12 protein-coding genes are annotated in these 13505 nt (G+C 45.1%); 5 read left to right on the forward strand and 7 right to left on the reverse strand.

Translation table 11 applies throughout. From position 1 onward, the window contains the following. Window positions 1-47 precede the first annotated feature (47 nt). Window positions 48-569: a GNAT family N-acetyltransferase gene (locus tag QUB08_RS15460; RefSeq protein ID WP_333225552.1), complete on the reverse strand. Its 522-nt coding sequence runs from the start codon at window positions 567-569 to the stop codon at window positions 48-50. Between the two features lie 209 nt (window positions 570-778). On the opposite strand from QUB08_RS15460, the gene QUB08_RS15465 reads away from it, so the two are divergent. Beyond that, entirely contained in the window at window positions 779-2830 is a 2052-nt protein-coding gene (locus QUB08_RS15465) for an ABC transporter ATP-binding protein (protein WP_333225553.1), read from the forward strand. 122 nt (window positions 2831-2952) lie between these two features. On the opposite strand, the gene QUB08_RS15470 is transcribed toward QUB08_RS15465, so the two are convergent. The 6 genes from QUB08_RS15470 to QUB08_RS15495 form a co-directional block, all read right to left on the reverse strand. Continuing rightward, window positions 2953-3171 carry a hypothetical protein gene (locus QUB08_RS15470; RefSeq protein WP_333225554.1) on the reverse strand — a complete coding sequence of 73 codons (219 nt, stop codon included), beginning with the start codon at window positions 3169-3171 and terminating at the stop codon, window positions 2953-2955. 27 nt (window positions 3172-3198) lie between these two features. Further along, window positions 3199-4416: a DNA double-strand break repair nuclease NurA gene (locus QUB08_RS15475; protein ID WP_333225555.1), complete on the reverse strand. Its 1218-nt coding sequence runs from the start codon at window positions 4414-4416 to the stop codon at window positions 3199-3201. Between the two features lie 402 nt (window positions 4417-4818). After that, window positions 4819-5613 carry an HAD hydrolase-like protein gene (locus tag QUB08_RS15480; protein ID WP_333225556.1) on the reverse strand — a complete coding sequence of 265 codons (795 nt, stop codon included), beginning with the start codon at window positions 5611-5613 and terminating at the stop codon, window positions 4819-4821. Window positions 5614-5650: 37 nt separating this feature from the next. Continuing rightward, window positions 5651-6391, reverse strand: coding sequence for a DUF928 domain-containing protein (locus tag QUB08_RS15485; protein WP_333225557.1), 741 nt, complete (start codon window positions 6389-6391; stop codon window positions 5651-5653). 135 nt (window positions 6392-6526) lie between these two features. Next, complete coding sequence (locus QUB08_RS15490) at window positions 6527-7261, reverse strand: DUF928 domain-containing protein (RefSeq protein WP_333225558.1); 735 nt, start codon at window positions 7259-7261, stop codon at window positions 6527-6529. 142 nt (window positions 7262-7403) lie between these two features. Next, window positions 7404-8144 (reverse strand): DUF928 domain-containing protein, encoded by a 741-nt coding sequence (locus tag QUB08_RS15495; RefSeq protein WP_333225559.1) that lies wholly within the window; start codon window positions 8142-8144, stop codon window positions 7404-7406. 336 nt (window positions 8145-8480) lie between these two features. On the opposite strand from QUB08_RS15495, the gene QUB08_RS15500 reads away from it, so the two are divergent. The 4 genes from QUB08_RS15500 (at window position 8481) to malQ (ending at window position 13375) form a co-directional block, all read left to right on the forward strand. After that, complete coding sequence (locus tag QUB08_RS15500; RefSeq protein ID WP_333225560.1) at window positions 8481-10271, forward strand: CHASE2 domain-containing protein; 1791 nt, start codon at window positions 8481-8483, stop codon at window positions 10269-10271. Window positions 10272-10342: 71 nt separating this feature from the next. Further along, the gene (locus QUB08_RS15505; RefSeq protein WP_333157537.1) at window positions 10343-11101 is read left to right on the forward strand and encodes a MinD/ParA family protein; all 759 of its coding nucleotides are present in this window, start codon (window positions 10343-10345) and stop codon (window positions 11099-11101) included. Window positions 11102-11276: 175 nt separating this feature from the next. Then, window positions 11277-11402 (forward strand): photosystem II protein Y, encoded by a 126-nt coding sequence (locus QUB08_RS15510; protein WP_333157538.1) that lies wholly within the window; start codon window positions 11277-11279, stop codon window positions 11400-11402. 464 nt (window positions 11403-11866) lie between these two features. Next, complete coding sequence (gene malQ, locus QUB08_RS15515; RefSeq protein WP_333225561.1) at window positions 11867-13375, forward strand: 4-alpha-glucanotransferase; 1509 nt, start codon at window positions 11867-11869, stop codon at window positions 13373-13375. The last annotated feature ends 130 nt before the right edge of the window (window positions 13376-13505 follow it).

Consider the following 13505-nt stretch of genomic DNA (forward strand, 5'->3'; position numbering starts at 1 on the left):
TTTGCGATGCGAGTAATTTAAATGCAGTAAGGTGCGCTAGGCGCACCCTACAAAACTACTTTTGAATGGTAACTTTCTCGCGAGACAGAATAATATACTACATCTGTTTCGTAGTAATGAGCATTTTTTTCATATTTCATGCCAACTTTCTGCATCAGCCGCTGGGAGGTTATATTTTCTGGGAGGGCGATCGCAACTATTCTCTCCAAATTTAATATTTGAAATCCATAGTTTAGACTAGCCAAAGATGCTTCTGTCGCCAATCCTTGATTCCAATAAACTTTGTCGAGCGCATAGCCTAGCTGAACTTCCGGTGTCTTCTCCAGAAAATTCAGTCCGCAGCGACCAATCATTTTACCGTCTATTTTATGTACTAAAGCCCACATTCCGAAGTTGTTTTCTTCCCAACGTTTGAGCATGGTATGAATGGCGCTTTCTGTTTCTTCTCTAGTTTTAACTCCTCTCAAGTATTTCATTATTTCTGCATCACTGTAGATGCGGTACAGCTCATCTAAGTCGTCTGGCGTAAATTGTCTCAGATACAATCGGGCTGTCTCTATCTCTTGCATAATAAATATAAGTTCTACCAGTAGATTATAATACCTGTTTTGTCAGCCTACAAACATTTTGGTTGGGTTTCGTTCATCAACCCAACCTGCTGTTACAAGAAAACACTCTTTGTGAAACAGGCATCTTGCCTGTTACTGATAGTAGTGCCAAATCTTCATTTTATTTGTTACAATTATTAACTAGATATATTGTACAGTTTTTGCCATCAATGACTATTTCCTCACCAGTAGCAGACACCAAAAACAGATCCGGCCAGGAAACAGACTGGCGGTTATTCATGAGGTTGGCATCTTACGCAACCCGCAGCAAACGCTTGCTGATTATTGCGATCGCACTATTAGTACCGCTAGCAGTCTCAGGAGCAATTCAACCCATTCTCATCGGACAGGCAATTTCGGTAATTCGCTCGGAACCTACCTACGAGTTCTTGCGGGGAGTGCCTTTATCTGCTGCATTGAATATTTTGGCAGTTTTGCTCATGCTAACTATAACACTTAGATTAGCACTGCAATCACTTCAAGGCTATTTAGTCACGAAAGTAGGGCAAATAATTACTACAGATATTAGAAATGATTTGTTCGCGCACGTCACATCGCTAGCAGTGAGATTTTTTGATCGCACTCCTGTCGGTAAACTGATGACTCGCCTCACCAGCGATGTGGAAGCTTTGGGAGAGGTTTTCTCTTCAGGGGCGATCGGCATTGTCAGCGATTTATTTTCAATTTTAGTAATTGCCATTTTCATGTTTACTATGCAGTGGCAACTTGCTTTAATGTTGGTGCTGATGATGATACCCATTACCGCAGTCATAGTTTATTTCCAGTACCAATATCGCATAGCAAATTACAATACCAGAGAAGAACTTTCAGATCTCAACGCCCAACTGCAAGAAAACTTGACTGGTATTGGCGTAGTGCAGCTATTCCGCCGCGAAAGATTCAACTCGGAATTGTTTCGCGTCACGAATAAACGCTACATTAAAGCAGTTGACAAAACTATATTTTACGACTCTGCCGTATCTGCGACATTAGAATGGATTGCTTTAGTAGCGATTGCAGCCGTTTTGTGGATGGGCGGCCAAAGGGTTTTAGCTGGTAATCTTAACTTCGGTACTCTCTCGGCATTCATTTTATTTGCTCAGCGTCTCTTCGATCCGCTGCGGCAATTTGCTGAGAAATTCACTGCTATTCAAGCAGGATTTACCGCTGTCGAACGCATTAGCGATATTCTCAACGAACCCATCGAAATTAAAGATCCAACTAGCGGGAAGAAGGAAGAAGAAAGAGGGAAAAAGGAAGAAGGAAGAGGGAAGAAGGAAGAAGGAAGAAGGGCAGGTTATTCACCGTTGTTGATAACTGGACATCCAGAGGCAACGGCTTACAACTTGTCTCCGTTCGATCGAGAATTGGCAGATAATCATCAAAATCCAGCAAGTTCCGAATATCGTTTAGTGCCTAAAAATCCCCAATCACCCTCCGCCAATCCCCCCAAGCTTCGGGGAGGAGAAAATGCCACATCGCAGAATTCTGAATCGGGAGAAATCCAATTTGACAACGTGTGGTTTGCTTACAAACAAGACGAATATGTCCTGCAAAACCTCAATTTCACCATCAAATCAGGCGAAAAAGTAGCATTAGTCGGCCCTACGGGTGCAGGCAAAAGTTCGATTATCCGTCTCCTGTGCCGCCTTTACGAACCTAGCCGAGGACGGATTCTGGTTAATCATGTGGATATTCGGGATTTGCCTCAAGCAGAGTTACGCAGGCACATAGGCGTGATTATCCAAGATGGCTTTCTATTTGCTGGTGACGTGAAGAGCAATATCAGCCTGGGAGAAAGTTACTCGATTGAGGAAATTCAAGCAGCAGCAGAAAAGACAAATGTTGCCCGTTTAATCGAACAGTTGCCTCAAGGTTATGATACGCAATTGCGGGAACGGGGAACCAATCTTTCGGGGGGACAAAAGCAATTATTAGCGTTTGCTCGTGCCGCTATTCGCAATCCCAGTATCTTAGTTCTAGACGAGGCAACTGCTAGTTTGGATGTGGGGACGGAAGCTTTAATTCAAGAAGCTCTAGAGCGTTTGATGGCGGACAGAACGGCGATAATTATTGCCCACAGGCTCTCGACTATCCGAAATGTCGATCGTATTTTAGTGCTCAAACGCGGGCAGTTAGTAGAGTCTGGCAGCCACGAAGAATTGTTGCAGCAAGAAGGGTTGTATGCCAGTTTGTACAAGTTGCAAATGCTGGGAAGTTAATATCTGAAGGAAGAAGGAAGAAGGAAGAGGGAAGAAGGAAGAAGGAAAATTCTCGGAATCTCCCGATACCTGGCTTCTGGAAGAAGTCGGGTATTTAAAAGAATCAACAATCCCAAATCGGATCACTTGCCCGAAATCATTTTACCCAAGGTTTCCGGCAGGTGAATTATATGTTGGAAAAGTTGATTTGGCCCGATGCCAAACAATAACTGCATCACCAGCACAATTGCTGCTAAAGCAATCGCTGTGCCGATGCTGGCTTTCAACACTTTAAAAGCCCAATTAAACACCAGCCAAGATACAAGTAAGGAAGCAATTAAAATGATTAATTCTATTGGCATATAACATTTTCAACTCTAATTTTAAATTTAAGCAATACTGCCGCGCTTCCGTGTTTCCTTGTAAGAAATTCCGACATTTTTTAAGCCTGCTTTAATCATTTGCTGCTCTAACAAAGCGAAAAAGCGAGTTCGATCGCCCCCCGTGACTACCGCTTGATTGTGAGCTTCTGCTAGCGTCACCGGATACCCGCCGCCTTTGTGTACTTGAGCCAGCATCATTCCTAATGCTAAATCTAGCTGTGCTGTATCTTGTGCTACCCATTCCGGCACTTCTATTCTAGCAATTTCTGTGCCAACGTGAACGTAACAGAAATAGACGGAATTAAGACCGTATAAATCTAAAATTCGAGCTTGGGATTTCCACAAAGGGCTTCTTTGTCCGGGCGACAGGATTGTTGCCCACAATATGGCATCCCGTAGAGGTTCAAATTCTTGACAAGGTGCTTTTTCGGCGAAAGAAATGGTGGCGGCAAATCCGACGTTAGGGCAATTTGTCATGCAGTCTGGTACTTCGTGGGTGCAAGCTTCAAACCGCAAAAAAGATAAGCTTTCGCTGCTGCGAGAAGCGCTTAAGTATCCTACCAGGGGAATTCCTGCTAAACGCAACTTGTCCCAAGCTTCTAAAATTGGCAGCAAAATTTGATCGCGCGCTTCGGTGGGTAACTGTTCCAAAAACCAATAAATCAGGGAACCGTCTACCATTGCTAAAGCTGGCGCGGGTAATTTATTGTCGTTAACTTTTGCCCAATTGCAGCCCATTTCTGCTAAGGCAATTGCTTCGGAAACTGCGCGCCGATATCCCATCCATTCTTCGGTTCTAATTCCCCACTGTCGCGAACCGTACAAGTCTTCGGGTTTGTAGAAAACCTCGGGCACGCTGTCTAAAACTGGGTGGCGGCTTTGCCCGTAGTGCAGCATGACTGTGCCGACGTTTAGCAGGTAGCAGTAGGCTATTTCGTGATGGTTGGGGGAAATTTGCGATCCGTCTGTGGCAAAGACTGTGTGAGAGGCGGGGGGTGCGGTGATGTCGGTGCGATCGTCTAAGGGTTCGATCGGCGTGGCCGCATTGAATAAAGTGCGATCGCGCCAATTCTCTTGCAATTCCACCAATTTTTCCTGTTCCGCTGCAGCCTTTACCAGCAAATTCTGAGCCACTTCCAAACGCTGGCGAGCGGCTGCCGCTTCCACATTCAAATGTTGGCTCATTCCCTGCATTGCCTTGGCTGCTTTAGTTAAATCGAGCATGGGTTTTAAGTCTCAATATTAGAAAGCTTTGAAGCTGAGAAATTATCAAAACACTTTTCAATTTTTTTGTTCCGAAGCTTGTTTTTTTGTCACACACGCGGTTTGATAAACTAAAATACTTCGTACCCGCCCCCAGAAATAGTAAAAAAACCGGGTTGGTGAGGTCAAGAGTACCTGAAAAAAAAACCTTTTTTTTTTTTCGATATCCTTGCTTTTTTGAGGATTTTCTGTTATATTTATCTTATAATGGGATGGTGGCAAAAATATTATTTTTGCCAACATCCCATTATATTAAAATACCATGTCTAGGCCGCAAAAGTCAACAAAAAAGATGTAAAATTTTGTGATTTTTTTTGACTCTGAACAGCGAAAAAAATATTACCACTGTAAACCAATCTAACATCAACAATCGATCGGCAGCCAATCTGCAAAATCTCCGGCAAACTGGGACAGAGAAAGCAATTTAACTGGTGGATTTTGAGCCACAGATTCCCGTTCTGGCAAAGTATTGTAACCCCAATCAGCCAAAAATAACCTCACCTGAGATAAATCCGGCTGCTGCTTCACCGACAGCAAAGTTTTTAACCTGTCTTCCACAAACCAAATAGTCGAATCTTTGCCAGACGCGGCCAAAAATTCCCGCAAAATTTGGTGTTTAGGCTTGTTGTATTCCTTACCAAAAATCAACTCCGGCGGCATTTGTACGCCTGCTAGCTGCAAAAGTTCCCGCACAAAACGGCCTTCCTTTGTAGTGACGATCGCCAGTTTCACCGAACTCTCCTGCAAGGAGTACAAGCGATCGGCAACCCCTGGATAAAAGCGGTGCAAAGACAGCCACCCAGATAAATCCTCAGCAATCCAATTATCGCGCAATCCGTCTAACATAGCACCGACAGATTGCGCTTTCAAATTATTTTCGGTCAATAAATGCGGTACTATATTGGGCCACTCTAGCAAAATTTGCTCTGGGGAAATTCCTGTCAGCAGTGCGCGGATCAGCAGCGGCATTTCCCAACCAGTTTCGATGGCGGGTCGCACTCGGTAAAAACTCAAAGCTAAATCTGGATCTGGTACTGTTTCGACTGGTTTCCAGATTTGACAGTAGGTACGCCAAGCAGTTTGGAAATATTCGATTAGTCCGTCACAAATCACACCGTCAAAATCAAGAGCTAGAATATTTGGCAAGTTCTTAGTCATTAGTGAAGAATCATTAGTTGTGAGTCAGGAGTCATTCTTAAAAAAACTGAACCAGGGGTTGATTAGCGATCGAATCAAGCTTTTGGGACTGCAACAAGTGCCTCCACTCGGCTGTCAGCATCGCATCGTCAGGAGCTTTACGTCGCATATCAGCTAGAGTAGCCACAGTATCGTACCAAATCTCATTTTTAGCATAAGCGATCGCTCTAGCCATAGGATCGGGATTTGCCAACTCGCTTGTGAGACTTGGCACAGGTTCAATTCGCTGCACTAACCCATGAACATAATAATCCGTAGATCGATCTTCTGGATCGCAAACCACCGAAAACACCCATTGATATTCCTTCCCAACCTCAATAGATTTCTTTTTGTCACGAGTAGCAGGAATGCTAACTCCGACAATCCCGGCTTTTTCAACTGTGAAAGTAGTTTCGTAAATTAGCGTTTGGTTTGTATCTTGAGTTTGCAAAATAAACTCTAATCGAGTCGAAGCTTGAGAAATATAAGCAAATAATATTGGCGATTCTGCTACCGTTAAACCGCGATTGCTCGGAGGGATTAAAGCAATAATAGATAAGTCTCTCGGACAGATCACGCCAGCAGGTGTCCCCTTTTTCCGGTTGTCCGGGGCGCCGAAATCAGGAGGTTTGAAATTAACATTTTGACTAAGCAGAATTGGCGCAGAGTTTGCCAGCATTGGCGCCGAAAAACTTGGGAAAATACCTGCGATACCCGATAAAGCCAGCGAAAATACAGCATCATGTAGAAAACGTTTCATTCTTTCACCAACTTGTAGAGATTTTACCGATCTCTGTCTACTGCGCGTCAGGAGTTAAAACCCCTGGCGCAACCCAAAAATTGGTCAACCTTCCTATCATATTAGGAACCACAAAGCCATGAGAGATAGCCAGCCTTAAAAAGACTGAACTAGCGGTTGAGCGGCAATCGATTCTAGTCCTTGGGACTGCAACAATTGCGTCCACTCGGTCGTCAGCCGCGAATCATTGGGTGCGAGGCGCCGCATTTCGGCTAGAGTAGCAAGAGTCTCGTACCAAATCCCATTTCTAGCATAAGCCATCACCTTAGCCATAGGGTCGGGATTTGCCAAATCGTTCTTGAGATTTGCCTGGGGTTCAATTCGCTGCATCCATCCTTTAACAATATAATCTCCAGAACGCTCCAGAGGATCGCAGGCTAGTGCAAACGACCACACATATCGCTTACCAACCTCAATATTTTTTGTCTTGTCTTTCTCAGAAAGGCTAACTCCAACAATTCCGGCTTTGTCATTTTTTAAAGTAGTTTCGTAAACTACTTCGGATTCATCTGCGTTTAGCAAAATAAACTCTACTTGAGCAGCCGGTTGAGAAACATATACAAAAAATGTTGGCGACTCTGTTAGCGTTAAGCCAATATTGCTTTCAGGTATTAAGGGAGTAATGAATAAACCATCCCGTAACTTACAGCCTCGATGCGTCCCCCCTTGCCGGTTGTCGGGGGCTGTTACATCGGGAGGTGTGAAATTAACATTCTGACTCAGCAGGATTGGTGCAGGCACAGCCTGCATCGGTGTAAGCAAACTGGGGAGAGTAACGGCGATCGTCAATACAGTCATCACCAGTGCAGTAAAATTTATAAAACGTTTCATTTTTCCACCAACTTGTAGAAATATTTATAGAGCGCATCTCTAAATGTTAACCCGGAGTTTTAGCCCCGGGCGCGATCGAGTAAATGGGTCACTTTTCACATCGCCATCGGCAGACCGACAAAACTTCAAGAAATAGCGAGATTTAAAGAGGCGCAACCAGTGGTTGAGTTGCAACAGATTCCAGTCCTTGGGACTGCAATAATTGCGTCCACTTGGCTGTCAGCTTCACATCCCCCGGTGTCTGGCGCCGCATTTGGGCTAAAGTAGCGATAGTTTCGTACCAAATCCCATTTTGAGCATAAACGTTGAGCCTAGTCATCGGATCGGGATTTGCCAACTCGCTCTTGAGAGTTGCCTGCGGTTCAATTCGCTGCACGAACCCTTTAACAACTAAATCTGCCGCTCGGTCTTCGGGGTCGCAAACTAGCGAAAATGACCACACGTATCGCTTACCAACTTCAAGGGATTTGTTGTTGTCCACGGTAGCAGGAATGGTAACTCCAACAATCCCTGATTTGTCTAGTTTAAATGTTTTTTCGTAGACCACTTCCTCTTCCTTGTCGTTGAGCACAGTAAACTCTATTTTTGCAGAGGTTTGAGGAACATAGACAAAAATTGTGGGAGAATCCGTTAGGGTTAAACCGATATTAGTTGGAGGTACTAAAGGAGTAATAGATAAACCCGCTGGACAAAGCTTGTTGCCGCGATGTGTTCCTCCTTGTCGGTTGGCGGGGGCTGTTACATCGGGAGGCTTGAAATTAACATTTTGACTCAGCAGAAGCGGCTGGGATTGTGCGCGCATCGGTGCCAGTGAACTGGGCACGGTAGCTGCGATCGCAGATACGGCGACCGCAAGTGTAGCCCGATGTAGAAAACGTTTCATTTTGTTTTACCTTTCACTATAATTGCAAACACAGGCATTCGCTGATGACGACAAATATTTTTGAGCTGCTAGTCGAGGGCGCAAATACACAATTTAAACCTTGACATATCATCAATAACATTAATTAATTCGAGCGGCAAGTGGATTCTCCGTCCGAAAAATCAGGTTGCCTAGGTCGCAAGTATCATTAGATACAGTTGCTCGCCACGTACTGTAAATTTTTGTAACAAAGCGGTCGGAGTTTCCGAGTGTTCTAAGATGGAGGAAGTCTCCAGCAGGCGGGAAATGTGAAACAACTGCTGTTCCAGAAACGAGTCAAACTTTTATGCTGGGATAATGAGTAAAATATCTAACAAAATTCGATCGGCAGCGGCTCAATTGAGTCAAATGTATAAACCATCACTAGCATTGGCTAAGTCTGTATTAATTGCCAGCGCGGCAGTAACATTATCCTTGATGGGTGCCAGACAGCTAGGAATACTCGAACCAGTAGAATTAAGCGCTTACGACCAAATGGTGAGGTGGCGTCCCGATGAACAGCCAGACTCGCGTTTGCTAGTTGTGGGGATTACCGAAGCAGACATTCAGAAACTGAAACAGTGGCCGATATCCGATCGCACAATAGCTGAAATCTTAAAAAAACTTGACAAAATGCAGCCGGCAGTCATCGGTTTAGATGTACTGCGAGACGTACCTTTAGGAGACGGGCGCGAGGAATTAACTAAACTTTTACAAAAAAGCGATCGAATAATCGGGGTATGTTTAGTCACCGACGGAAGCCCGGACAATCCCGGTTCTCCGCCTGCGCCGGGGCTGCCACAAAACCGGGTGGGATTTGCAGATTTCGGAGTCGATCCGGGTGGCATACTCCGCAGGGCTTTATTATTTATGAAACCGCCGAAAATTGACGGCAACTCCTCGGCCCAAAAACATCTTTGCAATGACAATTCTCAAGTTTTAGCTTCCTTCAACCTCCAGCTAGCACTCCGCTACCTGCAAGGGCAAAAAATCTCTCCCAAACTTGCACCCGATCAATCTTTATGGCTGGGAAAAACCCAATTAAAACAACTAGCAAGCAATGACGGAGGATACAAAAATGCCGATGTCAGGGGATATCAAATATTAATTAACTATCGTTCCAAGCAGCAAGTCGCAAACCAAGTCAGAATTACCGATGTTTTAGAAGGGAAAGTAGACCCGAATTTAGTTAAAGATAAAATAGTTCTCATCGGTTATACCACAGAAACCGTTAAAGATTTATTTTATACTCCTTATAGTGGGCGACAGCAAAAAAACCAATTCATGCCGGGGATCGTGGCACACGCACAAGTAGTCAGCCAAATTCTGAGTGCAGTTTTAGACAACAGACCGATGTTGTGGTTTTGGCCGGAATGGGCAGAAATCATGTGGATTTCGGGATGGTCAATTGTGGGAGGAACCTTGGCATCGCGGATGGCTCACCCAGCGAAGTTGACGGTGACATTTGGAGCACTGCTGTCCGGGTGCTGCGCGATCGGCTTTGGGATTTTTATGTTGGGAGGGTGGGTGCCTGTGGCAGCGCCCGCATTAGCATTAATCGTAACTGGCGGTAGCATTGTATCAGCAGAGAGATTTAATAAAGCCGGATACGGGAAAGCAATTAGCGATCGAGTAAAACAAGTCTTCAAAATCGAAATAGACCAAGCCAAAAAAGAACAGCAAGTCGCAGAAATCACAGAATCTGATTTTTTTAAAGAATTGCAGAAAAAGAAAGATAAACTGAGAATTAGCAAACAAGAAACCTCTGAAAAAGTACCTTCCGAGCCCCAAGAAATAACTGCAAGTACCCCAGAGCTTCCCAAGGCCGAAAGTCAGACAGACGAATACCTAGCTCAGTTGCAGGAAAAAGCCAAACAGCAGAAGCAGCGCGCCGCCCTGACTGAATCGGAAAGTGGCTCTCAAACGGGTGTCACGATAGATACCCGTTGTGGTGCTAGTTCAGCCGAAACTAAACCTGATGACGAGTTCAGCGATTTGCAAACCAAAGCCAAACAGATGCGACAGCGCAGGGGCGCAGAAAAGAGGATAAAAGATGAAAAAAGTGATAGTTTAACTGACAAGGAGGATTTGGGGGCCAAGGAAGAATGACAGGCAACTCGACTGCATCGAGAATTGCATCATAATTAATTCTCGCCGTTTCTTACGCTCATACGCAGATCATGTCCAAAATCATCTCTGTCCACTCTTACCGGGGCGGAACTGGCAAATCGAACACGACAGCAAACCTGGCATCTATTATCGCTCGCGGCGGAAATCGGGTCGCCATTGTGGACACAGACATTCAATCACCAGGGATTCACGTGTTGTTCGGTTTCAGCGAGAGCAATATGGATCGCTGCCTGAACGATTACCTGTGGGGCCGGTGTCCGATCGCGGATACGGCCTACAATGTGAGTTCGCTGCTGCCACCATTAGCCAGTAACGGCAACCTCTACCTGATTCCTTCGAGCATTAAAGCAGGGGAGATAGCGCGAGTTTTGCGGGAAGGCTACGACGTGGGACTGCTTACCGACGGCTTTCAAGAACTGATCGAGGTTTTGAACTTAGACTACCTATTTATAGACACGCACCCGGGCCTCAACGAAGAAACCCTCCTCAGCATCACCATTTCCGACATCCTGCTGCTGATTCTGCGTCCGGATCAGCAAGATTTTCAGGGAACGGCTGTCACGGTAGATGTGGCCCGCAAATTAGAAGTTCCCAAGATTTTGATGACGATCAATAAAGCCCCAGAATCCCTGGATTTCGAGGATTTGAAGCAGCAAGTAGAGAGTATCTACAACATCCCAGTGGCAGGGGTACTGCCCCACAGCGACAAGATGATGCTACTCGCCAGCAAGGGAGTGTTTGCGCTGCACTTCCCTAACGACCCTCTAACTAAGGTGGTGGAAGGGATTGCCAAACAGATTGTGGGATAATTGGTGCAGCGAATGCCGAGATCCCGCCCAGGAGTTTCGCTTTCGCTCTCAATTCTTGCGGAGCGATGTCCTCCTGCGTATCCCGAATATTTGGTTAAAGAGTCAAGAGAATGGCGACAAAATGAGATACAAATAGATTATGAGAATTTGTTAAAAAACTTTAGGAGGAGAACTCATGGAATTTGACTTCCGCATACTAATAGTATTGATGCCCGTATTGTTGGCGGGCGGCTGGGCTGCTTACAACATCGGCAGTATAGCTCTCAAACAAGTGCAGAAAATGTTGAACAAGCAAGCTTAAACTCAGCCTCTTTTCAGGTAATTCCACAGCCGACTGTTTTTTGAGATACAAAAACAGTCGGCTGATTTGTGCATTGCCTCTGCTTAAGTGATGGCTGATTGTTGGCGGGCAATTTACGACTGTAGAGAGATGGGGCGAAAACAAAAGAAAAGTTAGATTTAAAAATTAAGCAAAAACCGGCTACGCTCAAGCAAAATACTTTGTTGCAGCAAACGAGCCTGAGTAAAAAAACCTAGCTGTGAAAGCAGGGCGATCGTGTAATTTCTGATTTTGATGTTTTGAACTTTACTCAGGATTTATGAGTAGAGTTCCATAAAAATATTTGGTAAGCACGTTATCGCAGAAAATATGAGACAATCACAAAAGTATTTGCCCTAACAATCCCCCTAAAAACTACGAAGTTTAACTGGTAGGGAATATCGGTCAAATTGTCAATGTTAAATTCCTATATCTTTAGATAGATTATGCTTTTTCCCCGATCGAGCGGCATGCTAGTCCACCCCACGTCCTTTCCCAGTCGATTTGGCATTGGAGACATGGGAATAGAAGCATATCGCTTTATTGACTTTTTAGTAGAGAGCGACCAGCAATACTGGCAGGTATTGCCGCTGGGGCCGACAGGATACGGCAATTCTCCTTATTCCTGCTATTCAGCAATGGCGGGAAATCCGCTGCTGATCAACCCAGAACTGCTGCGGGACGAGCAATTGCTCGGCGATGAAGATTTCGCTAATTTACCAGAATTTCCGCTGGATTATGTAGACTTCGATCGGGCGATCGCCCTGAAAGTGCCTTTGCTCAAAAAAGCTTGCGAAAACTTCAAAGCCAAAGCATCCCCGATCCAGCAAAAAGAATTCTCAGGTTTTTGCGAAAGCAAAGAGAATTGGCTGGAAGATTACGCCTTATTTATGGCACTAAAAGATCACTTTGGCGGTGTTAGCTGGAACAATTGGGAACCAGAAATTGCCCGTCGAGAACCAAAGTCCCTAGAGAAGTGGCGCCAGCAGCTAAATGCTGAGATTTATTACTACAAATACGTCCAGTTTGAGTTTTTTCGCCAGTGGACGGAGTTGAAACGCTATGCTAACCTGCGGGACATTAAAATTATTGGCGATATTCCGATTTATGTAGCTCACGACAGCGCGGATGTATGGTCTCATCCAGAAATATTTTGCTTGGATGAAGCCACCGGAGAACCAGCTTTAATGGCGGGAGTCCCCCCTGATTACTTCAGCAATACAGGTCAATTGTGGGGCAACCCGGTATACAATTGGGAGAATTTGCAAGCAAATAATTTTGAGTGGTGGGTGCAGCGTTTTGAAGCGATTTTCGCTTATGTAGACGTAACTCGGATCGACCACTTCCGAGGATTTGACGCTTACTGGGCGGTGAAGCGCGGAGAAGAAACTGCGATCGAGGGAGAGTGGATTAAAGCGCCGGGAACAGCTTTATTGGATCTAATTAACGAGAAGTTTGGTAACTTGCCGATTATCGCTGAGGATTTAGGGGTAATTACTCCAGAAGTGGAAGCTTTGCGCGATCGATACGAGTTTCCAGGAATGAAGATTTTGCAGTTTGCTTTTGCCGGTGGTCCGGGCGATCCTTTTTTGCCTTTCAATTACGATCGCAACTCCGTAGTCTACACCGGCACCCACGACAACGACACGACTGTCGGCTGGTTCAATCAACTGCAAAACTACGAAAGAGATGAGGTTATGCGTTATTTGGGCTGCATCGATCCCCAAGGAATTCACTGGTCTTTAATCCGCATGGGTTGGATTTCTATTGCTAATATGGCAATTGTGCCGTTTCAAGATTTGTTGGGTTTAGATACTGACGCGCGGATGAATTTTCCGGGGAAACCAGAGGGAAATTGGGGATGGCGGTATCGACCCGAAGCTTTGAATTGGGAAGTGCGCGATCGGCTAAAAACTATGACTTACATCTCCGGGCGCGCTCCTAATAAACATTGAGCGTCGGTAAGGGGTAATTGGTAATTGTTAATGGGTAATATCAAATCTGTTAGCATCGGAATTCTTCCTATCTCTCTACTCTTTATCTGCGTGAATCAGCGTCAATCCCTTGTCCGGTGCGGTTAATACA

Origin of the sequence: Microcoleus sp. BR0-C5, from assembly GCF_036705045.1 — a bacterium.
In the GTDB taxonomy this organism is placed as follows: domain Bacteria; phylum Cyanobacteriota; class Cyanobacteriia; order Cyanobacteriales; family Microcoleaceae; genus Microcoleus.

Bases quoted from the DNA above. Each gene is read 5' to 3' on its own strand.
- malQ (WP_333225561.1), top strand. From the start codon at position 11,867: ATGCTTTTTCCCCGATCGAGCGGCATGCTAGTCCACCCCACGTCCTTT.
- QUB08_RS15485 (WP_333225557.1), bottom strand. From the start codon at position 6,391: ATGAAACGTTTTCTACATGATGCTGTATTTTCGCTGGCTTTATCGGGT.
- QUB08_RS15480 (WP_333225556.1), bottom strand. From the start codon at position 5,613: ATGACTAAGAACTTGCCAAATATTCTAGCTCTTGATTTTGACGGTGTG.
- QUB08_RS15465 (WP_333225553.1), top strand. From the start codon at position 779: ATGACTATTTCCTCACCAGTAGCAGACACCAAAAACAGATCCGGCCAG.
- QUB08_RS15510 (WP_333157538.1), top strand. From the start codon at position 11,277: ATGGAATTTGACTTCCGCATACTAATAGTATTGATGCCCGTATTGTTG.
- QUB08_RS15490 (WP_333225558.1), bottom strand. From the start codon at position 7,261: ATGAAACGTTTTATAAATTTTACTGCACTGGTGATGACTGTATTGACG.
- QUB08_RS15500 (WP_333225560.1), top strand. From the start codon at position 8,481: ATGAGTAAAATATCTAACAAAATTCGATCGGCAGCGGCTCAATTGAGT.
- QUB08_RS15505 (WP_333157537.1), top strand. From the start codon at position 10,343: ATGTCCAAAATCATCTCTGTCCACTCTTACCGGGGCGGAACTGGCAAA.
- QUB08_RS15470 (WP_333225554.1), bottom strand. From the start codon at position 3,171: ATGCCAATAGAATTAATCATTTTAATTGCTTCCTTACTTGTATCTTGG.
- QUB08_RS15460 (WP_333225552.1), bottom strand. From the start codon at position 569: ATGCAAGAGATAGAGACAGCCCGATTGTATCTGAGACAATTTACGCCA.
- QUB08_RS15495 (WP_333225559.1), bottom strand. From the start codon at position 8,144: ATGAAACGTTTTCTACATCGGGCTACACTTGCGGTCGCCGTATCTGCG.
- QUB08_RS15475 (WP_333225555.1), bottom strand. From the start codon at position 4,416: ATGCTCGATTTAACTAAAGCAGCCAAGGCAATGCAGGGAATGAGCCAA.